This window comes from Pseudomonas sp. KnCO4, from assembly GCF_045344305.1.
Taxonomy (GTDB): domain Bacteria; phylum Pseudomonadota; class Gammaproteobacteria; order Pseudomonadales; family Pseudomonadaceae; genus Aquipseudomonas; species Aquipseudomonas anuradhapurensis.
Map to the genome: position 1 here is coordinate 5,145,033 of NZ_CP174199.1, position 20,509 is coordinate 5,165,541.

The window sequence follows — 20,509 nt, forward strand, 5'->3', positions numbered from 1 at the left end:
GCATGCCGCCGGGATGAAGACTCGCGACCGAATCCTCGAATGCGCCTTGCAACTGTTCAACCAGCAAGGTGAGCCGAACGTTTCCACCCTGGAAATTGCCAACGAACTGGGCATCAGCCCAGGCAACCTGTATTACCACTTCCACGGCAAGGAGCCCTTGGTCCTGGGCCTGTTCGAGCGCTTCGAAGAGGCGTTGATGCCTTTGCTCGACCCACCGCTCGAGGTGCGCCTGGACGCCGAAGACTACTGGCTGTTCCTGCACCTGATTGTCGAACACATGGCGCAATACCGGTTCCTGTTCCAGGACCTGTCGAACCTGACCGGGCGCCTGCCCAAGCTGGCGCGCGGCATGCGCAGCCTGATCAACGCGCTCAAGCGTACGCTGGCAGCGTTGCTGGCCAGCCTCAAGGGCCAGGGGCAGGTGGAAAGCGAGACCCAGGCGCTGGGGCAACTGGTGGAGCAGATCACCCTGACCCTGATGTTCTCGCTGGACTATCAGCGCGTGCTGGGGCGCGAGGGGGATGTGGGTATCGTGGTGTACCAGGTGATGATGCTGGTGGCGCCGCATCTGCAGGCCCAGGCGCGGGCGGCGGCAGAGCAGTTGGCGGTGCGCTATCTGGAGGGGTAGGCCTGGTGTTTCGGCACCAAGGCCTTCGCGGGCAAGCCCGCTCCCACACGGCCTGCGCTGACCAGATGATCGGCGCGATACTTGTGGGAGCGGGCGAGCCCGCGAAGCAGGTGGCGCGGTATCAGATCAGGGTACCGCTGCCATTGGCTGCCGACGGCGTGCTGCTGGCCGGGGCGGCGGCAGGTGCCGGGGCGGCGGTTGCAGCTGGCGCAGCACTGGTAGCAGGTGCTGCCGGTTTCGCGGCTGCCGGTTTCGCCGCTGCCTTTTTCACTGCTGGCTTCTTCGCTGCCGCTGGCTTGGCTGCCGCCGGTTTTGCCGCAGGCTTGGCTGCCGCTGGCTTGGCTGCAGGTTTCGCCGCTGCCGTCTTGGCTGCTGGCTTTGCCGCTGCCGGCTTGGCCGCCGCGGTCTTGGCAGCTGGCTTGGCCGCTGCTGCCTTGGCCAGTGGCTTGGCTGCGGCCTTGCTCGCGGCCGGCTTGGCGGCAGCACGCGACGAGACCGGCGTGACCGAAGCACCGGTCAGTTTCTCGATCTGCTTGGTCAGGCTGTCCACCTGCTGGTGCAGCGCCTTGATCTCGTTGCGGCTCGGCACGCCAAGGCGCGAGATGGCGCTGTTCAGGCGCTTGTCAAAAGCCTCTTCGAGTTCGCTCCACTTGCCCAGCGCACGGTCCTTGACGCCAGACACGCGCGAGGTGGTCGACGACTTGGCGGTTTCCGCCACGTCTTCAGCGGTTTTCTTCGCCTGCTTCTCGGCCTTCTCGCCATCCTTCACCAGCGAGTCGAACAGCTTCGGGCCGTCCTGGTCGATCTTCGAATAGATACCCAGCCCCGCCAGCCAGATCTTGCGGGAGTACTTCTCGATCCCGCCGACCCAGGAGCTGCCTTCTTTCTCGGTGTTCTTCTTGCCAGCCATCCTGCTCTCCTTATGGTTTGTGCGCGACGCGCTCAAGCAGCTCATGCAGCTGTTCAAGCTTGATGGACAACGCCTCAACGTCATGTTTAGACGGAATGCCCAGGCGATTCAAGGCGCGCCCTACCCGTGCGTCGAAAGCTTTTTCGATTTTATCGAGTTGAATTTCGACCCGCCCAGGGACGCGGCTAACGGCCTGGGTCGCTTCATCGATCTGGTTGTTGGCCGCATCCAGTTGTTTGTCGATACGCTTCTTGCCGCGTTTCTCGACACCTTCACCGGCCTTGACCAGCTCGTTGAAGTAGTCGGAGCCTTCCTGGCCCACGCGTGCATAGGCGCCGATACCCGCCAGCCAGATCTTGCGCGCGTAGCCACGTACCTCGCCCAACGTACCCGGGGCGTCGTCCTTTTTCTTCACAGTCACCTTGGCCATGCTCTGTACCTCATGCTCATGAGTGGAGGAGGAACCGCCCATGGAGGTTGGGCTTGAGCACAAGGTAGGGATAAAAATTAGAAACCTCACCCTAAGCTGCACGGCGTACCCATACATTTACCGCAGCAGCGAACGCCGTATCGCCTAGCCTGCCGGGCCCCCACTTGACTGGAGCCCGATGCCATGACCGATTCCACCCCCATAGCCACCTTCCGACAACGGGTAGCAAGCTGCTTCGACAAGCGCCCGGGCCTGCGCGAGGTATTGTCCCTGCAGGGCTTCAATGCCCTCGTCGACCGCTACCCGTATATCCGCAGCAATCATCCGCAGCTGGCATCGCTTGATGATTTCCACATTCTCCAGGCCCCAGCCGGCCCAGACGAACCCGCCCGGCAACCCTTGCTGCTGGATGCATTACTGGAACACTTCCGTACCGGCAAACACCTGCAGTTGAAGGCTTCGGACGCGTTGAGCATCAGCCCGCCACAGGTCTTCCTCGCCCAGCCACAGGGTGCCGACAGCATTGCCCAGCCCGGGATAACCTTGGACATGTACAAGGTGTCCAGCGATCTCGATGGCCTTCTGGATACCCTGACAGAGGCGTTTCAGCAGGCTCAGGTCAGTTACTGGAGCGGCTTGGACCCGCTTTCGGGGGTATCCCGCCTGCATTGGCTTGAGCTGCTGATCAAGGCTGCAATGCTCGGCAATGTGCAGCGCCAAGGCCTCGATGCAGATGCGAAAGCCACGCTGTACGCCATGCTCGATGGCACTCGAACCGGCATCACGATCAGCGCCATGCGGCTCGCGTTCGGCGTTGGCCGGCAGACCTTCGAGCGGCCAGTGCCAGACCTGCTGCTGAGCACGACACGCGGTGCTCGCCAGCTGCTGTGGTGCAAACCCTGCGGCACCATTCGGAGCTACCCGGACCAGGCAGCATTCTCGGCCGCCTTACAGGACGAAATGGCTGATCGTTATCACTTCGACCGCCTGACCTGGTCGCGTACCGCGCTGGAAGGCGACCCGTTTGCCTACCAAGCCAGGCAAATGCTCAATGTGGTCCTCGACGATATCCGCCGCCTGAACCTTGGCCACCTGCAGACACTCGGTGAAATGGAAGATGCTTATGCACGGGTCAGCGACCCATCACTGCACTTTCTGCAGCAGGCCAATCTGGTCGAAAACCTGCCCACCCTCCAGCTGCCGGATTGGCTTGCCGGCGCGACAGCCGCAGACCGCTTCGAATACCACGCCGCTCTGCTTGATCTCACCGCCCGTCAAGGCCACAGCGAGGGCGCGACCTCACTTGACGATATCGAGACCATCGAGCGCTATGCCAACCGCCGGCTACGCGAACAGATTCAGGCTACCTATCCCAACAACACCGCCTACGATCCCGACACGGTGTTGATCAGCGTAGCCCAACAGATCCCGAACTCACCTGCGCAAAACCCGCAATACCTGTTCCTGCGCCACGAGAGCCTGACCAGCCTGGCTGTCGCCCGCCTGCCGGTGAACGAAGTCATGACCCGGGTCAGCGCCCCGGCTGACAGCTGGTTGAGCATCGATCAGGTACACAAGTTGATTCACCAGGTGGATATTGGTGGCTCATACCCGGGCTTTCTGCGGGAGCAGGTCGAGGTACAGCCGCGCAGGGCGCAACGGATCAGGCAGTACGCCTGGGAATGGCGTTCCGGGCTGCGCTTCAGCGTGCTCAAGGCCAGTATCAGCGGGCAACTCAGCGAAAACGCTCGGCGGGCACTGTTGAACTTCTGCGCAGGTATTGGCGATAACCTCGCACAGCCGCGTATCGCCCCACTGGCCTTTCGCTGCGCGCCCGGCGCCTCGGCAAGCGATCGGGCGCATGGCATGTTCGTCATCGAACTGCCGGGCCTGCACAGCTGGATCCTGTATCGACCGTTCTATGCCGACCAGACGCTGCAGGAATTCACCAGCCTGGCGTCGCTGATGGTTGCTATCCGCAAAGAGGGCGAGCTGCAGCGCAGTGTCCTGCACTGGCTGAATGAAGAAGCTCGCGAGGTGTATGAAAACGATGGCTTCAACTTCCCCCACCTGCACCCCAAGCTGTCTAGCCTGGCGCACCTGTTCGGCGTCAACTCGGCGCTGACAGCTACCGCTCTGGACAACCTCAGGCGGCCGGTGGATGCCTCGTTCGAGGCCTGGACAGAAAACCTCGACAGCCACCTGCTTGACGCCAGGGTCGAAGCCATCCTGCAGGTCGCATCCACCCGCAGCGTGTCCAACGCGCAGGAGCGATGGGCACTGGCGAAAAAGGCTGCATGGGCGGTGTTCAATAGCGCAACGGTATTCTGGTCCGGGCTGTTGGCCAACGTGGCGTGGCTGTTTGCAGCGCTGTCGGCGGCCAAGGACGACCTGGACACACTGGCTGATGGCGGTCGCGATGAGCGGATTGCGGCAGCCACCGACCTGCTGAGCAACTTGGCGATGTTGCTGGCCCACCGCGTGGCGCATGCCACATCCGCAACTGAAACACCTGTGGCAGTACGCTTCAGCGAACCTGCCGAGCGCAACACAGCAGCTGCGCAAGCGGCCGAACCGATAAAGGAGCGAGCGTGGGCCGAACCCGTGACAGAGGCAAAACCAAAGCCCATCAGGATAGACAGCTGGAGTGCCAATCAACGCTTGGCCAACCTGACACCGGACGGGCTCCAGGCGCTGCGCAAGCTGCAGGCCACGCAGTCACTGCAGGGCCATACGCCATTGACCACGGGGCAGCTGCGCGGCCTGTACCTGGTGGACCAGCGGTACTACGTGAAACTTGCCGACATCGCCTTCGAAGTGCAGCAGACCTGGGGCGGCGTTCAAATCATCGGCCCGGACGAAAGCCGCAGCGAATGGGTTGCGCAATGGGGTGGTGCCGATGATGGCTACCACATCGTCGGACGCGAACGTAGCCGTGGCCCGTGGTTGACCCGCTGGAATGACGAATGGGTACTGAACGTCTCAGGGGCCGGCGGCATGCCCAATACCGAACAGGTCCGCTCGCACAACCGCCAGGCATACGAACAGTTGCTCGCCACCACCAAGGCGAACCAAACGGCATTATCCCGGCTGGAACCCCTCATGGAGAAAAGCCGCCAGAAGCTGCAGCCCTATGATGACCTGGCAGCAGCGTTCAACAAGGCTTACCAGGCCCTTCCCGAAACCCAGCGCAACGCACTGCCAGAACACCTCCAGAAGCAACGTCAGCAATTGCTGGCATTGCGCGAGCGTCATTTGCTCGACCTGAAGGGGGTGAGCCTGTTTCTGGAAAAGCAGGCCACGGCGCTGAAAGAAAACGTCGATGCGTTCCGACAGATGCTGGAACCGCGCTTTGCCAGATACGACCGCGCAGGCCGCATCGAACGCAGTTACAGCGAGTGGACCGAAACCGTCATCGACAACGACATGCTACTGCTCCGGCGCCTGTTCGAGCTACCGAATCATGAGCGCCTGCGGGAGCTTTCCCGTGGTCTGCACAATTTTCCGGTGGGCCAGGAGCAGCTGTCGCGGTATGCCGAGATGCGCAAGGCAACCCGCGATGCGCTCGATGTCGCTCGGCGTATTCTGGTGGTCAGCGAACGGCTCGACGAGACACTGCCGCTTGCCCTGGACGACAACCGGGTCCGTTTCGAACACAAGAAAAGCAAAATCGACCAAGCCATCAAGCGGCGCCCCTATTCAACCCTGATCGTACGCGCGCAGGCCCTCAGCGACATGGCCTACCTGACGCTGGACAAAAGCCAGCTGACCGCTGAAACCGCAGCCGAACTGCTGCCATTGCAAGACGCCCTCTGTGACCCGCAGTTGTCCTCGATGCTATGGAGCCATGATGGCCTGGCCGCAGCCAACCTGCCGTACCAGCAACAGGCTGACGTTCTCAACGACGCACTGCGCGAGTACCGAGCCGTACTGGGCAAAGCCTGGTACCTGCAATCGCTCCAGCACCCCGCCATCGACTCGGCCATGCTTGAGGACTATGTCGAGCAGCTCCAGACCCTGGTGCACCTGACCGAAACCGAGCTGAGCACAGCGTTGGCCGGCATCGACACCAGCGCGCCGCCGCTACCAGCGCGTATCACCCACCAGGTCAGGGCAGGCCGGCGCACAGTGATACGCACGTCTCGCGGCCGCTCGGTACTGGTAGAGCAAGCGCAGGAAGGCAACCGGGCAACCCAGCACAACCCGCTCACTCAACAGCCCGCCGGCAAGTATGAACAACGGGACGGCGTATGGTTCGAGCTACCTGCTCAGCAGCCACCCGCGCAACCGGACACGAGCCAACTGCGCCACCGTGCAGCCAGCCTGCTGGCACAGAAGGACAAACGCCTGGCAATCGCCGCCCGTTATACCGACGAGCCGAACAGCCTGGCCGACCTGATGGACTGGCAGATAGAGGACATGCGCGAGGTTGCGCAGCAACTGGCAAGCAGCGACAAACCAAAAGACATCGACCAGGTCAACCAACTGACCGAGGCCGTTGAAGCGCTCACGGCGGAAAAGCATCGCCTGCTCACGGATGCCTACCTGAACACCCGTCACCCGGACGCCAGGGCGTTACGCTACCTCAGCGAGCAGCACCGCCTGCAAATTGCCCGGAGCACGATACGCAAGGCGCTGAGCAAGCCCGATGACTATCTCGACGTGTACCAGATCAGGGACGTCCAGGCGCCGCAGGCGGTGCTCTGGGAGGCGCACTTCCACTATCGGAGCGCGGATGCACCGGCCCGCGGCTTTGCCAAAGGCCATCTGAAATTCTGGGAGCCGAGAGGCAAGGCCCGTGATGCGCGGATGGAAGAAGCCAGCAGCGCGGCAGAACGCTTGCAAATCTACCGAGGCGACTTGCGCCTGGAGCAGGTGGAAGGCCTGATTCCGTTCCCGGACCAGTGACAGCCAGCCGTTGCCGTCGACAGCCCTGGCCTCAGGCCAGGGCCTTGTCCAGTGCCCGCTCGATCTCGCCCTTGATGGTGCCGCTCATCATCGACAGCATCATGCCCAGCTTCAGTTCCACGCGGATGCTGTCCTCGCCGATGTGCACGCTGCCGTTGGCACCGCTGCGTGCCACGTCGACCCGGTCGCCGTTCCAGGTGGCCTTGAGGTCGTATTCCCGGACCAGCCTGTCTACCAGCGCCTCGGCCTTGGCACGGGCGGCATCGCGGCCGAGGGAATGTTTACGTTCGACGCTGATCTGAGTCATGCAGGTGTTCCTGAAGATGAAGACATAATCAGCATTATGCCCGCCCCTGCCCACTGGCACACCCCGCCAAGACAAATCCGCCCGTTCGCCCTAGAATGGCGGTAATTTTTTCCGGTGAAGCGATATGAACGACCAGCGCAAAGGCGACCAAGCCGAACCCACCACCCATTTCGGTTACCAGGACGTCCCTGAAAGCCAGAAGGCGAAGAAAGTCGCCGAAGTGTTTCACTCGGTGGCGGCCAAGTACGACCTGATGAACGACGTGCTTTCCGGCGGCATGCACCGCCTGTGGAAGCGCTTCACCATCGAGCTGTCGGGCGTACGCGCCGGCAACCGCGTTCTGGACATCGCCGGCGGTACCGGTGACCTGGCGGCCAAGTTCTCGCGCCTGGTCGGCCCGACCGGGCAGGTGGTGCTGGCCGACATCAACGAATCGATGCTCAAGGTTGGCCGTGACCGCCTGCTCGACCGTGGCGTGGCCGGCAACATCGAGTTCGTCCAGGCCGATGCCGAGAAGCTGCCATTTCCCGACAACCATTTCGACTGCGTGACCATCGCCTTCGGCCTGCGCAACGTCACTCACAAGGACGAAGCCATCCGCTCGATGCTGCGGGTGCTCAAGCCGGGCGGCCGCCTGCTGGTGCTGGAGTTCTCCAAGCCGACCAACAAGCTGATGTCCAAGGCCTACGACGCCTACTCGTTCGCCTTCATGCCCCTGGCCGGCAAGCTGATCACCAACGATGCCGACAGCTACCGCTACCTCGCCGAGTCGATCCGCATGCACCCCGACCAGGAAACCCTCAAGGCCATGATGGTCGACGCCGGTTTCGACCGCGTCACTTATCACAACATGACCAGCGGCATCGTTGCCGTGCACCGGGGAATCAAGCCCTGATGCTGCTGGCCGGGTTGTTCGCCAGCGTCGAACATGGCCTGAACCGCGTCCTGCGCATGGACAGCACGGCCCTGCCGCGGCTGGCCGCGCTGGAAGGCAAGGTCATCGAGATCGACTGCCGCCAACCGGCCCTACAGGTGTTCATCCTGCCCGATGAAGAGGGCCTGATGCTGGCTGCCCATTGGGAGGGCGAGGTCGACTGCAGCCTGCGCGCCCCTGCCGGCAGCCTGGCGCAACTGGCCCTGGCCAGGGACAAGACTGCCGTGCTGCACAGCCCGCAGGTCGAGCTGCATGGTGACAGTGCCGTGCTGCTCGACCTGTTCGGGGTGCTGCAGGACCTGGAACTGGACTGGGAACACGAGCTGCAGCGCTGGCTCGGCCCGGTTGCCACGGCGATGCTCGCCGGCCACGTTCGCCTGCGTGCACGCTGGACCCGTCAGGGCCTGGCGCGCTTCAGCCAGAACCTTTCCGAATACCTGGCAGAAGAGTCCCGCACCCTGGTCGGCAAGCGCGAAGCCGAAGCCGCCTTCAGCGAACTCGATGCCCTCAAGCTCGATACCGAACGCCTCGAGGCGCGCATCAAGCGCCTTTCCCGATCCCTTGATACCAGCGATAACGCATGAAGCTGCTCGCCGTCCGCCGTCTTTTCCGCATCCAGCGCGTGGTCATCCGGTACCGGCTGGATGACCTGCTGTTCGACTACCCGCTGCCCTGGTGGCTGATGAGCCTGCGCCTGCTGATGCCTTGGCGCTGGCTGCCACGCAAGCCGTCCGAGCTCAACCGTGGCGCACGCCTGCGCCTGGCCCTGCAGGACCTGGGGCCGATCTTCATCAAGTTCGGCCAGTTGCTGTCCACCCGCCGCGACCTGCTGCCAACCGACATCGCCGACGAGCTGATGTTGCTGCAAGACCGTGTACCGCCATTCGACCCGCAACAGGCCGTGGCCTTGATCGAGGAACAGCTCGGCGCCAAGGTGGGTGAGGTATTCAGCCGCTTCGACGTGGAGCCACTGGCTTCCGCGTCGGTGGCCCAGGTTCATGCAGCCCGCCTGAAAAGCGGCGAAGAGGTCGTGGTCAAGGTGGTCCGGCCGGGCCTCAAGCCGGTAATCGCCGCCGATATTGCCTGGTTGTTCCTGATCGCCAAAGGCGCCGAGCGTGCCTCTGCCGACGCCCGCCGCCTGCACCCGGTGGAAATCGTCGGTGACTACGAAAAGACCATCTACGATGAACTCGACCTGTTGCGCGAAGCGGCCAACGCCAGCCAGCTACGGCGCAATTTCGAAGGCTCCGAGCTGATGTACGTGCCGCAGGTGTACTGGGACTGGTGCCGGCCGAAGGTGCTGGTGATGGAGCGCATCTACGGCGTCCCGGTAACCGACATGGCCACCCTCGCCGACCAGCGCACCGACATGAAGATGCTCGCCGAGCGCGGCGTGGAGGTGTTCTTCACCCAGGTGTTCCGCGACAGCTTCTTCCATGCCGACATGCACCCCGGCAACATCTTCGTCAGCACGGTCCGGCCCTGGAGCCCGCAATACATCGCCATCGACTGCGGCATCGTCGGCAGCCTGACGGACGAGGACCAGGACTACCTGGCACGTAACCTGATCGCCTTCTTCAAGCGTGACTACCGCCGCGTCGCACAGCTGCACATCGACTCTGGCTGGGTACCGGCACACACCAAGGTCAACGAGTTCGAGGCCGCCATCCGCACCGTGTGCGAGCCGATCTTCGAAAAACCGTTAAAGGATATTTCCTTCGGCCAGGTGCTGATGCGCCTGTTCCAGACCGCCCGGCGCTTCAACATGGAAGTGCAGCCGCAGCTGGTGCTGCTGCAGAAGACCCTGCTCAACATCGAAGGCCTGGGCCGCCAGTTGTACCCCGACCTGGATTTGTGGAGCACCGCCAAGCCCTTCCTCGAACGCTGGATGCGCGACCGCATGAGCCCGAAAGCCGTGCTGGGCAACATCCACAGCCAGGTCGAACAGCTGCCGCACCTGGCCGACATGGCCCGCGACGTGCTCGAACGCCTGTCACAACCGCACCTGCACGATCCGCAACTGCCCGAACGTCGCCGCCAGGGCGACCGCTGGCCGCTGCGCCTGCTCGGTGCCGGCCTGCTGGGTGGCGGCGCGGTGCTCGCCGCCGGCGCCGCCGAGGCTGCCAGCCTGGCCGCCCCAAGCGCCTGGCCAGCCTGGCTGATGCTGGCCGCGGGCCTTTACCTGATCGTGCGCCAATAGCCAGCCGCGCGCATGGCTGGCACACTAGCGCAAAGGGCCCGGCACAGGAGCGGGCCCGCTTTGGAGTCGACGATGAAAGACTGGCTGGACGAGATCAAGTGGAACAGCGAAGGCCTGGTACCGGCGATCGCCCAGGACCACAAGACCGGACGCGTGCTGATGATGGCCTGGATGAACCGCGAATCGCTGGCCCTGACCGCCGCCGAACAACGCGCCATCTACTGGTCGCGTTCGCGTGGCAAGCTGTGGCGCAAGGGCGAGGAGTCCGGGCATGTGCAGAAGCTGCATGAAATGCGCCTGGACTGCGATGCCGACGTGATCATCCTGATGGTCGAGCAACTGGGCCATATCGCCTGCCATACCGGCCGTGAAAGCTGCTTCTACCGTGTTTTCGAAGACGGCCAGTGGAAAACCGTCGACCCGGTCCTGAAGGACCCGGATGCCATCTACAGCGCAGGACACTGACATGAGCGACACCCTCAATCGCCTGGCCGAAGTGCTTGAAGAACGCAAGCAAGCGGCGCCCGACAGCTCCTACGTGGCCAGCCTGTACCACAAGGGCCTGAACAAGATTCTCGAGAAGCTCGGCGAAGAATCGGTAGAGACGATCATCGCCGCCAAGGACGCCGCGCTCAGCAAGGATTACAGCGATGTCATCTACGAAACTGCCGACCTGTGGTTTCATAGCCTGGTGATGCTCAGCGCACTGGGCCAGCACCCGCAAGCCGTGCTGGATGAACTGGAACGCCGTTTCGGGCTGTCCGGGCACGATGAGAAGGCCGCACGAACGCCTACTGCCTGACGGGCGCCTGTGGCAGCGGGCGTGCCCGCGAAGAATGCGAAGCGGTGCATGGCACCGGCTACGCCGGTGTTCGCGGCGGTTCGACGCCTCGATATGCCCGCTCCCACAGGGACCGTGTTGGCGGATCGATTTGCTGTACACACATTTTTCAGGAGTACGAAATGGGTATCTTTGACTGGAAGCACTGGATCGTCCTGCTGGTCGTCGTGGTCCTGGTGTTCGGCACCAAGAAGCTGAAGAACTTCGGCAGCGACCTGGGCGAGTCGATCAAGGGCTTCCGCAAGGCCATGAGCGAAGAAGAGAACAAGCCGGCCGAGCACACCCCACCGCCTGCCCAGCCCGTTCCGCCCGTGCACAACAACGCCCAGCAGAGCCAGGGCCACACCATCGAAGGCCAGGCCCAGCCGGTCCAAGAGCCGCAGCGGAAAGACTGACCCATGTTCGGCATCAGTTTCAGCGAGCTGCTGCTCGTCGGCCTGGTCGCCCTGCTGGTGCTCGGCCCCGAGCGCCTGCCCGGTGCCGCGCGCACGGCAGGCCTGTGGATCGGGCGGCTCAAGCGCAGCTTCAATAGCATCAAGATGGAAGTGGAGCGTGAAATCGGCGCCGACGAGATCCGTCGCCAGCTGCACAACGAACACATCCTGCAGATGGAAGAGGAAGCCAAGCGCATCCTCAACCCGATGACCCCACCGGCCCAGCCGCCCGTAACCACTGCAACCGTGCAGCCTCCTGCCGGGCTCGAGCCCCGGCCGGTGGACGCCGCTGCCGCCCCGGCCACCCCTGCCGACCCGCCACAACCGCCGCGAGCCCCATGAGCGAGAACCCGGAACACGACCAGCCGATGCCACTGGTATCGCACCTGACCGAACTGCGTACGCGCCTGTTGCGCTGCGTTGCCGTCATTTTCCTGATCTTTGCCGGGCTGTTCTCCTTCGCCCAGCAGATCTACACCCTGGTCTCCGCACCGCTGCGCGAACACTTGCCGGCCAATGCCACGATGATCGCCACCGACGTTGCTTCGCCGTTCCTGACACCGTTCAAGCTGACCATGATCGTCTCGCTGTTCCTGGCGATCCCGTTCATCCTGCAGCAGATCTGGGGCTTCATCGCACCCGGGCTGTACCGTCATGAAAAGCGCATCGCCATCCCGCTGCTGGTGTCGAGCATCCTGTTGTTCTACGCCGGCATGGCCTTCGCCTATTTCCTGGTGTTCCCGCTGATATTCGGCTTCTTCGCCAGCGCTACGCCGGAAGGCGTGTCGATGATGACCGACATCGCCAGCTACCTGGACTTCGTGATGACGCTGTTCTTCGCCTTCGGCGTGGCCTTCGAGATCCCGGTGGCGGTGGTACTGCTGGTGTGGATCGGCGTGGTCGACGTGAAGTACCTGAAGAAGATCCGCCCCTACGTGATCATCGGCTGTTTCGTAGTCGGCATGGTCCTCACCCCGCCGGACATCTTCTCCCAGACCCTGCTGGCGGTGCCCATGTGGCTGCTGTTCGAGATCGGTGTGCTGTGCGGCAGCCTGATCCGCAAGCGCAGCGAAGCCCACGCCACCAACGACCATAACGACCAGCCACCAGCGACCCAACCGTGAACCTGCTGCTCCTTGAAGAGGCCGACTTCGTCGCGGCCGACCGTGTCATTCTTGCCGACCGGCGCTTCACCCACATGCAGGAAATCCACCGCGTGGCGGTGGGCGACAACCTGCGCGTGGGCCGTATCAACGGCCTGATGGGCAAGGCCACGGTGGTGCGCCTGGAAACCCACCAAGCCGAACTGGAAGTCACCTTCGACCAGCAGCCACCGGCCAAGCTGCCACTGACCCTGGTGCTCGCCGTCCCCCGCCCGAAGATGCTGCGTCGGCTGTTCCAGACCGTGGCCACCCTCGGCGTACCGCGGCTGATCCTGGTAAACAGCTACAAGGTCGAGAAAAGCTTCTGGCAAACGCCCTTCCTGCACCCCGACAGCATCCGCGAAAACCTCATCCTCGGCCTGGAACAAGCGCGCGACACGGTGCTGCCGGAGGTGATCATCGAAAAGCGTTTCAAACCGTTCGTCGAGGACCGCCTGCCGTCCATCGCCGCGGGCACCCTGGGCCTGGTCGGCCACCCTGGGCCCTACCCTGCCTGCCCGCGTGCCGTGGAGCAAGCGGTGACCCTGGCCATCGGCCCGGAGGGCGGCTGGATCCCCTACGAAGTGGAGCTGTTGGGCAAGGCCGGCCTGGCGCCGGTGCAACTGGGTGAGCGCATCCTGCGGGTAGAGACTGCGGTAACAGCCTTGCTCGCGCGAATATTCTGACAAACAAGTCAACTTTTACCCATAAAGTTTCCCTCCCCCGCGCCGATGGCCTTGGCAACAACAACAGATATCGTGCTGCCAAGCCGGCCAGGGAGTTTCACATGTATCAATGGATCGCCCAATCGTTGGGCAACGTGAGCGTCAGTCGCAAACTGGGGCTGGGATTCGGCCTGGTGCTGCTATTGACCCTGGCCATTACCCTGACTGGCTGGTACGGCATGGACAGCATCGTCAACCGTGGCGACAAGCTGGGTAACATCTCGCTCATCCAGCAATATACCCAGGAACTGCGCATCGCCCGCCAGCAATACCAACGCCAGCGTGACGACGCCTCGGTGGCAGAGCTGGAAAAAGCCTTGGCCAATCTCGACCGCCAGGTGCAACTGATGCTCACCCAGATCGAGCAGCCTGCCGACCGCCAGCGGCTGGAGCAGCAGCGTGAGGCCGTGCGCGGCTACCAGCAGGCATTCGGCGAGCTGAAGCAGGCCGGCCAGCGCCGCGAGGCCAGCCGTGGTGCGCTTGGCGACACCGCCGACAAGGCCACGGAACTGGTCGGCAAAGTGCAACGCGCGCTGCAACAGGGCGGCGATATCAGCCAGTACCAGCATGCGGTGGAAGTGAGCGCATTGCTGCAGCAGGCGCGCTTCCAGGTGCGCGGCTACACCTACAGCGGGAACGCCGACTTCCAGCAAACGGCATTGAAAGCCATTGACCAGGCCCTGGCCGAGCTGCGCGCGCTGCCGGCCAAGGTGTCTGCAGAACATGCCGCCAGCCTGGACGATGCCGCCACCGCCATGGCCGGCTACCGCGATGCGCTTACCCAGTTTGGCACTGCCCAGGCCGCCACTGAGCAGGCCCTGCAAAACATGGTCGCCCACGGCACGGTGCTGCTGCAGACCAGCCAGGCGATGACCGCTTCGCAAACCGAGGTACGCGATGCCGGCGCCGCCCAGGCCAAGAGCCTGCTGGCATTGGCCACTGCGCTGGCCTTGGCCCTGGGCCTGTTGGCGGCCTGGAGCATTTCCCGGCAGATCATCCTCCCACTGCGCCAGACCCTGCACGCCGCCGAACGTGTGGCCAGTGGCGACCTGACCCAGCAGCAGCAGGTACAACGCCGCGACGAACTCGGCCAATTGCAAGCCAGCATGCAGCGCATGACCCAGGGCCTGCGCGAACTGATCAGCGGTATCGGCGATGGTGTCACGCAGATCGCCAGCGCCGCCGAGGAACTGTCGGCGGTAACCGAACAGACCAGCGCCGGGGTCAACAACCAGAAGGTCGAGACCGATCAGGTGGCGACCGCGATGAACCAGATGACCGCCACCGTGCACGAAGTGGCACGCAATGCCGAGCAGGCCTCGGAAGCCGCGTTGATGGCCGACCAGCAGGCCCGCGAAGGTGACCGCGTGGTGGGCGAAGCGGTGGCGCAGATCGAGCGCCTGGCGGGTGAAGTGGTCAATTCCAGCGAAGCGATGAACCAGCTCAAGGCCGAGAGCGACAAGATCGGCAGCGTGCTCGATGTCATCAAGTCGGTGGCCCAGCAAACCAACCTGCTGGCCCTCAACGCGGCGATCGAGGCGGCCCGTGCCGGCGAGGCCGGGCGTGGCTTCGCCGTGGTTGCCGATGAGGTGCGCAGCCTGGCCCAGCGAACCCAGCAATCCACCGAAGAAATCGAAGAGCTGATCGCCGGCCTGCAAAGCGGCACCCAGCGCGTGGCCAGCGTGATGGACAGCAGCCGCCAGTTGACCGACAGCAGCGTCGAACTGACCCGCCGCGCCGGCAGCTCGCTGGAAACCATCACCCGGACGGTGTCGTCGATCCAGGCGATGAACCAGCAGATCGCCACGGCGGCGGAAGAACAGACGGCCGTGGCCGAGGAGATCAACCGCAGCGTGATGAATGTGCGGGATATTTCCGATCAGACCTCGGCAGCCAGTGAAGAGACGGCCAGCTCGAGCGTGGAGCTGGCGCGGCTGGGTACCCACCTGCAGGGGTTGGTCGGGCGGTTCAGGCTCTGACTTGAACAATGGGTTGCCTGTGCGGGCCTCTGCGCGGGTAAACCCGCTGCCACAGGGATACCACCGCGCTCAAGGGCAGTGCAGTACCGGTGGCAGCGGGTTTACCCGCGAAGAGGCCAGCACAGGCACATCATTCCTACCTGCTGAGGCGAAATTTCCTACCTGATTATCAGGTCAAGTCCTACAGCTCCGCTGCCGATTGGCAGGGGTGTGATGCTGGCAATGCGCCCGCACCCCTCCCCCAACTGCACGGAGACTCACCATGCTCGGCTACCTCAACCGCAAGCTCGGCAACATCAGTGTCGGTGCCAAGCTGGCCCTCGGCTTTGCCGTGGTGCTGCTGCTTACCCTGGCCACCACGATCAGCGGCTGGCGCGCGCTGGATGGCGCTATCGTGCGCTCCCAGCAACTCAGCGAGATCGGCCTGATCAACGACCTGACCAAGGACCTGCGCGCAGAGCGCATCACCTACCGTGTGCTCAACGATGACACCAGCCGATCGCGGATAACCAGCATCCTCGACCAGCTGAACGACAGGCTGACCACCCTGCAGCAACGCAGCAACGTCGACGAGTCACGGCAGATACTCAGCGAAAAGCTGGCCTTGCTGCAGCGCCTGCACGACGACTTCAGCGAACTGCAACGCAGCGTCGCTGAACGCATTGCCCTGCGCCAGGCCATGCAGGCCCAGGAGCAGAAACTCAACGATGCGATCGACGAACTGCAGACCCAGGCCTTGCTGAGGATGGGTGCCGATAGCCAGCAAAGAGGCGTACTCGGCCTGATGGACACCGTAAGCCGGCACATCGACGGCGCCAACCAGCAGAGCCTGGTGCCGGCCTACACCTTTTCTCCCGTCGAGGACTTCGCCAAGGTTGGAAACAGCGCCCTCGATGCCGCTGGCAGCAGCCTGGAACAATTGCTCAGAGGCCTTGCCCCGCTGGGTTTGCCCCGCGCCCTGAGCGAACAGCCTGGGGCCGAACTGGCCAAGTACCGGGCCAGCCTGGACCGGTACCGCCGTGCCGCCGTGCGCGTCGAGCAACTGCAGAACAACCTGGAAACCATGGGCGACGAATTGCGTGCCGTGAGCCTGGAACTGAGCAAGCGCAAGGTCGAGCAACGCGACAGCGAAGCCCTGGCCGCCCGCTCGCTGCTGACCAGCGTGGCATTGCTGGCGCTGCTGGTGGGTGTCGTGGCCGGTTGGCTGATCACCCTGCAGATTACCCAGCCGCTGCGCCAGACCCTGGCCGTGGCCGCGCGCATCGCCAAGGGCGACCTGAGCCAGGTCGAAGCCGTGCAGCGCCGTGACGAGATGGGCCAGCTGCAAAGCAGCATGCGCGACATGACCTTGAGCCTGCGCGAGCTGATCGGCGGTATCGACCAGGGGGTCGGCCAACTGTCGCAGGCCGCCTCGGAGCTGGCCACCAGCAGCGAGGATACCAAGCTGCGCATCAACCAGCAGCGCGAGGAAACCGACCAGGTGGCCACCGCCATGAACCAGATGAGCGCCACGGTGCAGGAAGTCGCGCAGAACGCCGAACAGGCCTCGCTAGCTGCGACCAATGCCGACCAGCAGGCGCAGATGGGCGACCAGGTGGTGGCCGAGGCCATCGGCCGGATCGAACAGCTGGCCGGGCAGATGGACCACTGCCTGGCGGCCATGCAGCACCTGGCCGGCGAAAGCCAGCGCATCGGCAGCATCCTCGATGTGATCAAGTCGGTGTCCGAACAGACCAACCTGCTGGCCCTGAATGCGGCGATCGAAGCGGCGCGGGCCGGTGAGGCCGGGCGCGGCTTTGCCGTGGTGGCCGACGAAGTCCGTGGCCTGGCCCAGCGCACGTCGACCGCGACCGAAGAAATCGGCCAACTGATCGACAGCTTGCACAACGGCACCGACGAAGTGACCCGCCTGCTGGACAACAGCAAGAGCCTGACCGAACAAAGCGTGGAGCTGAGCCGCCGGGCCGGGCATGCGCTGAGCCAGATTACCGACACGGTGTCGAACATCCAGGGCATGAACCAGCAGATCGCCACGGCCAGCGAAGAGCAGAGCGTGGTTGCCGAACAGATCAACCGTAGCGTGCTGAATGTGCGGGACGTGTCGGATCAGACCAGCGCGGCCAGTGAGCAGACCGCAGCTTCGAGCGGGGAGCTGGAGCAGTTGGGGCAACAGCTGCGAGGGATGGTGAGACGGTTCAGCATTTGAGATTGCCGGGGCTGCCTTGCAGCCCTTTCGCGACGCAAGGCCGCTTCTACAGGTGATCGCGATTTCCCCTAGGGTCGCGCGCTTTTACCGGTAGGAGCGGCCTTGTGTCGCGAAAAGGGGCGCAAAGCGCCCCGGTGGTTACAGCACCTGGCGCAGGAAGGCCTGCGCGCGCGGGTCCTTCGGCGCTGCGAAGAATGCCGCTGGCGGCGAGTCCTCCAGCAACTTGCCATGGTCGAAGAACAGCACGCGGTCCGCCACTTCGCGGGCAAAGCCCATTTCGTGGGTGACGCAGACCATGGTCATGCCTTCCTGGGCGAGGGTCTTCATCACGTCCAGCACCTCGCCGACCATTTCCGGGTCCAGCGCCGAAGTCGGCTCGTCGAACAGCATCACTTTCGGGTCCATGGCCAGGGCACGGGCAATCGCCACCCGCTGCTGCTGGCCGCCGGACAGGCGTGACGGGTATTCGTTGGCCTTCTGCGCAATGCCGACTTTCTCCAGCAGCGCCCGGGCCTTGGCCTCGCGCTCGGCCTTGTTGCGCTTGCGCACCACCTTCTGCGCCAGGCACAGGTTTTCCAGCACGGTCATGTGCGGGAACAGGTTGAAGTGCTGGAACACCATGCCGACTTCGCGACGATAGGCGTTGATGTCGGTCTTCGGGTCGGCCAGTTGCAGGCCGTCGATGGCCACATGGCCTTCGTCGAAATGCTCCAGGCCGTTGAGGCAACGCAGGAAGGTCGACTTGCCCGAACCCGACGGGCCGAGCACCACCACCACTTCGCCCTTGGCGACCTGGGTGGTGACGTTATCCACAGCGCGGACCACATGGCCACGGGTGTCGAAGATTTTCAGCAGGTCACGGACTTCAATCACTTTGCGCAAGCCTCCGCTCGAGCCGGCTGGCCAGGTGCGACAGCGGCAGGTTGATCAACAGGTACAGGCCTGCCACGCAGAACCAGATCTCGAAGGTCGAGAACGAGGTGGTGATGGCCTCGCGGCCACTCTTGGTCAGTTCGGTGATGGCGATCACCGAGACCAGCGAGGTGTCCTTGACCAGGCTGATAAACTGGCCGGCCAACGGCGGCAGCACACGCTTGAAGGCCTGCGGCAGGATCACATGGCGCATCGACTGGCCCGCATTCAGGCCCAGCGAGCGGGCGGCTTCGTTCTGGCCCTTGGCGATGGATTGCACACCGGCACGCACGATCTCGGCCACGTAGGCACCTGTGAACAGCGCCAGCGCGGCGACCCCGGCAAACTCGCGGGACAGGTTGAGCACAGTGCCGATGAAGAAATAGAAGATGAAGATCTGGACCAGCAGCGGGGTACCGCGCACCAGTTCGACATAGACCGTCGACAGGTCACGCAAGGTCGGGTTGCTGGACAGCCGGCAGAGGCCGGCGAACAGGCCGATGACCAGGCCCAGGGCACCGGACACCACCGAAATCCACAGGGTGGTCCACAGGCCCCAGGCCAGTGGGCCGGCGGCCCAGTGGCGGGTAACGCCAACCTGGTCGCCTTCGGCGACATCATCGCCACGGGCCAGTTGCAGGCTGTCCTTGGCCACGTCGAGCACCTGCTCGTCACCGTTCTCGTCCTTCAGCGTGACGCGAGCGCTGTCACCTGATATGACGATGTCCTGCACGGTACCGTAACCGGCGGCGCGCTGGGCTTCCTCGGCCTTGTAGGCGAAGTACTGCGGTACGCGGTTCCAGCGCCACTCGTAGGAAATCATCGAGGTGGCCAGGTACAGGCTGAACGCCAGGCCCACCAGGACCAGGGCGGTCAGGCCATGCCAGGGCCACTGGGCTTTCTTGTGTTTGATCACGTGGGGTACTTCCGTAAATGCGAACGCGCAGGGTTTGCCTGCGCGTCGGGGTCATAAAGCCGGGCTTGTGGCCTGGGCCTTATTCCATTTCCTTCAGCCAGTCCTTGTTCTTGAACCACTTGTCGTGAATACGATCGTAGGTCCCGTCGTTCTTGATCTGGTGCAGGAAGTTGTTGATGAAGTTGATGCTGTCGTAGTCGCCTTTCTTCAGGCCGAAGGCCAGCGGCTCGTAGGTGAAGGGTTCTTCGAGGAACAGCAGCTTGCCGGCACCGGCCTTGTCCACGGCGACGACGTTGTAAGGCGCGTCGTAGACGAAGGCATCAGCCTTGCCGTTGACCACGTCCATTACCGCTTCCTGCTCGTTGTCATAGCCATGGTACTTGGCTTTGCCGATCAGCTTCTTGGCGACCATTTCACCGGTGGTACCCAGCTTGGAAGTCAGGCGGTACTTTTCGTTGTTCAGGTCCTTGTACGACTTGATCTCGCCCGCCAGCTCCTTGCGGATCAGCAGGGTCTGGCCGACCACGATGAAGGGTTCGCTGAAGTTCAGGCGCAGGTTGCGTTCCTGGGTCAGGGTCATGCCGCTGCCGATCATGTCGAACTTGTCGGTCAGCAGGGCCGGGATGATGCCGTCATAGGCGGTGGAGACCGGCTCGAACTTGACGCCCATGGACTTGGCCATGGCTTTGAGGATGTCGACCTCGAAGCCGATGATCTCGCCACGCTTGTTGGTCATCTGGAACGGCATGTAGGTCGGGTCCATGCCCACCCGCAGGGTGCCGCGCTTGACCGCGTCATCGATGGCCCCCGCCTGGGCCGCAGTCACCGCGACCAGGGCGGTGACACCGACCAGCAGTCGCGAAAGGTATTTCTTGATCATCACCAGGTCCCCTAACAAGAAAAGTAGCGAATCTTATTGTTGGCACGGCCGTACTGGCCGATGCGGCATATCGGAGAGGGATGCTAACGCATGGCGGCCCGGGGACCTAGAGCTCGGGGGGACTTTGTTGGCCAAAATCGAGGCAAGGCCCTAAAAG

General features: G+C 63.5%; 19 protein-coding genes and 1 pseudogene. 14 read left to right on the forward strand and 6 right to left on the reverse strand.

Annotation, left to right across the window (positions count from 1 at the left end):
* The first annotated feature begins 13 nt into the window (after positions 1-13).
* On the forward strand, positions 14-628 hold the full coding sequence (locus tag ACJA3S_RS23770; protein WP_170033208.1) for a TetR/AcrR family transcriptional regulator: 615 nt from the start codon (positions 14-16) through the stop codon (positions 626-628).
* Between the two features lie 121 nt (positions 629-749).
* Here ACJA3S_RS23770 and ACJA3S_RS23775 read toward each other — a convergent pair whose 3' ends face one another.
* Together ACJA3S_RS23775 and ACJA3S_RS23780 are read right to left on the reverse strand one after the other, a co-directional pair.
* Positions 750-1,538, reverse strand: a complete 789-nt coding sequence (locus tag ACJA3S_RS23775) for a phasin family protein (protein ID WP_406820201.1) — start codon at positions 1,536-1,538, stop codon at positions 750-752.
* Positions 1,539-1,548: 10 nt separating this feature from the next.
* Positions 1,549-1,968, reverse strand: a complete 420-nt coding sequence (locus ACJA3S_RS23780; protein WP_085621735.1) for a phasin family protein — start codon at positions 1,966-1,968, stop codon at positions 1,549-1,551.
* Positions 1,969-2,151: 183 nt separating this feature from the next.
* On the opposite strand from ACJA3S_RS23780, the gene ACJA3S_RS23785 reads away from it, so the two are divergent.
* Entirely contained in the window at positions 2,152-6,876 is a 4,725-nt protein-coding gene (locus ACJA3S_RS23785; protein ID WP_406820202.1) for a hypothetical protein, read from the forward strand.
* A gap of 31 nt (positions 6,877-6,907) precedes the next feature.
* Here ACJA3S_RS23785 and ACJA3S_RS23790 read toward each other — a convergent pair whose 3' ends face one another.
* A complete protein-coding gene (locus ACJA3S_RS23790) occupies positions 6,908-7,183 on the reverse strand; it encodes a polyhydroxyalkanoic acid system family protein (RefSeq protein ID WP_186672329.1) in 276 nt (91 codons plus the stop codon).
* Between the two features lie 124 nt (positions 7,184-7,307).
* Between ACJA3S_RS23790 and ubiE the strand changes: the two genes are divergently transcribed.
* The 12 genes and pseudogenes from ubiE (at position 7,308) to ACJA3S_RS23850 (ending at position 17,644) form a co-directional block, all read left to right on the forward strand.
* A complete protein-coding gene (ubiE, locus tag ACJA3S_RS23795; protein WP_225779533.1) occupies positions 7,308-8,078 on the forward strand; it encodes a bifunctional demethylmenaquinone methyltransferase/2-methoxy-6-polyprenyl-1,4-benzoquinol methylase UbiE in 771 nt (256 codons plus the stop codon).
* Positions 8,078-8,701, forward strand: a complete 624-nt coding sequence (locus ACJA3S_RS23800) for an SCP2 domain-containing protein (protein WP_406820203.1) — start codon at positions 8,078-8,080, stop codon at positions 8,699-8,701. Before ubiE ends, ACJA3S_RS23800 begins: the two co-directional genes overlap by 1 nt.
* A complete protein-coding gene (gene ubiB, locus ACJA3S_RS23805; RefSeq protein ID WP_406820204.1) occupies positions 8,698-10,317 on the forward strand; it encodes a ubiquinone biosynthesis regulatory protein kinase UbiB in 1,620 nt (539 codons plus the stop codon). Before ACJA3S_RS23800 ends, ubiB begins: the two co-directional genes overlap by 4 nt.
* A gap of 72 nt (positions 10,318-10,389) precedes the next feature.
* Positions 10,390-10,782 carry a phosphoribosyl-AMP cyclohydrolase gene (gene hisI / locus ACJA3S_RS23810; protein WP_013974544.1) on the forward strand — a complete coding sequence of 131 codons (393 nt, stop codon included), beginning with the start codon at positions 10,390-10,392 and terminating at the stop codon, positions 10,780-10,782.
* A 1-nt stretch (position 10,783) separates the two neighbouring features.
* The gene (locus tag ACJA3S_RS23815) at positions 10,784-11,119 is read left to right on the forward strand and encodes a phosphoribosyl-ATP diphosphatase (protein WP_170033220.1); all 336 of its coding nucleotides are present in this window, start codon (positions 10,784-10,786) and stop codon (positions 11,117-11,119) included.
* 161 nt (positions 11,120-11,280) lie between these two features.
* Positions 11,281-11,553: a twin-arginine translocase TatA/TatE family subunit gene (locus ACJA3S_RS23820; RefSeq protein ID WP_406820205.1), complete on the forward strand. Its 273-nt coding sequence runs from the start codon at positions 11,281-11,283 to the stop codon at positions 11,551-11,553.
* A gap of 3 nt (positions 11,554-11,556) precedes the next feature.
* Entirely contained in the window at positions 11,557-11,934 is a 378-nt protein-coding gene (gene tatB / locus ACJA3S_RS23825; RefSeq protein WP_406820206.1) for a Sec-independent protein translocase protein TatB, read from the forward strand.
* Positions 11,931-12,716 (forward strand): twin-arginine translocase subunit TatC, encoded by a 786-nt coding sequence (gene tatC / locus ACJA3S_RS23830; RefSeq protein ID WP_170033226.1) that lies wholly within the window; start codon positions 11,931-11,933, stop codon positions 12,714-12,716. Before tatB ends, tatC begins: the two co-directional genes overlap by 4 nt.
* Complete coding sequence (locus ACJA3S_RS23835) at positions 12,713-13,420, forward strand: 16S rRNA (uracil(1498)-N(3))-methyltransferase (RefSeq protein WP_406820207.1); 708 nt, start codon at positions 12,713-12,715, stop codon at positions 13,418-13,420. The genes tatC and ACJA3S_RS23835 overlap by 4 nt, the downstream gene beginning before the upstream one ends.
* A 218-nt stretch (positions 13,421-13,638) precedes the next feature.
* A pseudogene (locus tag ACJA3S_RS23840) lies at positions 13,639-14,535 on the forward strand (methyl-accepting chemotaxis protein); the annotation flags it as partial.
* A gap of 198 nt (positions 14,536-14,733) precedes the next feature.
* Complete coding sequence (locus tag ACJA3S_RS23845) at positions 14,734-15,438, forward strand: methyl-accepting chemotaxis protein (RefSeq protein WP_406822301.1); 705 nt, start codon at positions 14,734-14,736, stop codon at positions 15,436-15,438.
* Between the two features lie 262 nt (positions 15,439-15,700).
* Positions 15,701-17,644 (forward strand): methyl-accepting chemotaxis protein, encoded by a 1,944-nt coding sequence (locus tag ACJA3S_RS23850; RefSeq protein WP_406820208.1) that lies wholly within the window; start codon positions 15,701-15,703, stop codon positions 17,642-17,644.
* Positions 17,645-17,782: 138 nt separating this feature from the next.
* On the opposite strand, the gene ACJA3S_RS23855 is transcribed toward ACJA3S_RS23850, so the two are convergent.
* The 3 genes from ACJA3S_RS23855 to ACJA3S_RS23865 all read right to left on the reverse strand — a co-directional run bounded on the left by ACJA3S_RS23855 (position 17,783) and on the right by ACJA3S_RS23865 (position 20,349).
* Positions 17,783-18,517, reverse strand: a complete 735-nt coding sequence (locus tag ACJA3S_RS23855) for an amino acid ABC transporter ATP-binding protein (protein WP_406822302.1) — start codon at positions 18,515-18,517, stop codon at positions 17,783-17,785.
* A complete protein-coding gene (locus ACJA3S_RS23860) occupies positions 18,510-19,472 on the reverse strand; it encodes an amino acid ABC transporter permease (RefSeq protein WP_406820209.1) in 963 nt (320 codons plus the stop codon). Before ACJA3S_RS23860 ends, ACJA3S_RS23855 begins: the two co-directional genes overlap by 8 nt.
* A 79-nt stretch (positions 19,473-19,551) precedes the next feature.
* Positions 19,552-20,349, reverse strand: a complete 798-nt coding sequence (locus tag ACJA3S_RS23865; protein ID WP_186684455.1) for a transporter substrate-binding domain-containing protein — start codon at positions 20,347-20,349, stop codon at positions 19,552-19,554.
* Between the last annotated feature and the right edge of the window lie 160 nt (positions 20,350-20,509).

Bases quoted from the DNA above. Each gene is read 5' to 3' on its own strand.
- ACJA3S_RS23770 (WP_170033208.1), top strand. From the start codon at position 14: ATGAAGACTCGCGACCGAATCCTCGAATGCGCCTTGCAACTGTTCAAC.
- ACJA3S_RS23775 (WP_406820201.1), bottom strand. From the start codon at position 1,538: ATGGCTGGCAAGAAGAACACCGAGAAAGAAGGCAGCTCCTGGGTCGGC.
- ACJA3S_RS23780 (WP_085621735.1), bottom strand. From the start codon at position 1,968: ATGGCCAAGGTGACTGTGAAGAAAAAGGACGACGCCCCGGGTACGTTG.
- ACJA3S_RS23785 (WP_406820202.1), top strand. From the start codon at position 2,152: ATGACCGATTCCACCCCCATAGCCACCTTCCGACAACGGGTAGCAAGC.
- ACJA3S_RS23790 (WP_186672329.1), bottom strand. From the start codon at position 7,183: ATGACTCAGATCAGCGTCGAACGTAAACATTCCCTCGGCCGCGATGCC.
- ubiE (WP_225779533.1), top strand. From the start codon at position 7,308: ATGAACGACCAGCGCAAAGGCGACCAAGCCGAACCCACCACCCATTTC.
- ACJA3S_RS23800 (WP_406820203.1), top strand. From the start codon at position 8,078: ATGCTGCTGGCCGGGTTGTTCGCCAGCGTCGAACATGGCCTGAACCGC.
- ubiB (WP_406820204.1), top strand. From the start codon at position 8,698: ATGAAGCTGCTCGCCGTCCGCCGTCTTTTCCGCATCCAGCGCGTGGTC.
- hisI (WP_013974544.1), top strand. From the start codon at position 10,390: ATGAAAGACTGGCTGGACGAGATCAAGTGGAACAGCGAAGGCCTGGTA.
- ACJA3S_RS23815 (WP_170033220.1), top strand. From the start codon at position 10,784: ATGAGCGACACCCTCAATCGCCTGGCCGAAGTGCTTGAAGAACGCAAG.
- ACJA3S_RS23820 (WP_406820205.1), top strand. From the start codon at position 11,281: ATGGGTATCTTTGACTGGAAGCACTGGATCGTCCTGCTGGTCGTCGTG.
- tatB (WP_406820206.1), top strand. From the start codon at position 11,557: ATGTTCGGCATCAGTTTCAGCGAGCTGCTGCTCGTCGGCCTGGTCGCC.
- tatC (WP_170033226.1), top strand. From the start codon at position 11,931: ATGAGCGAGAACCCGGAACACGACCAGCCGATGCCACTGGTATCGCAC.
- ACJA3S_RS23845 (WP_406822301.1), top strand. From the start codon at position 14,734: ATGACCGCCACCGTGCACGAAGTGGCACGCAATGCCGAGCAGGCCTCG.
- ACJA3S_RS23850 (WP_406820208.1), top strand. From the start codon at position 15,701: ATGCTCGGCTACCTCAACCGCAAGCTCGGCAACATCAGTGTCGGTGCC.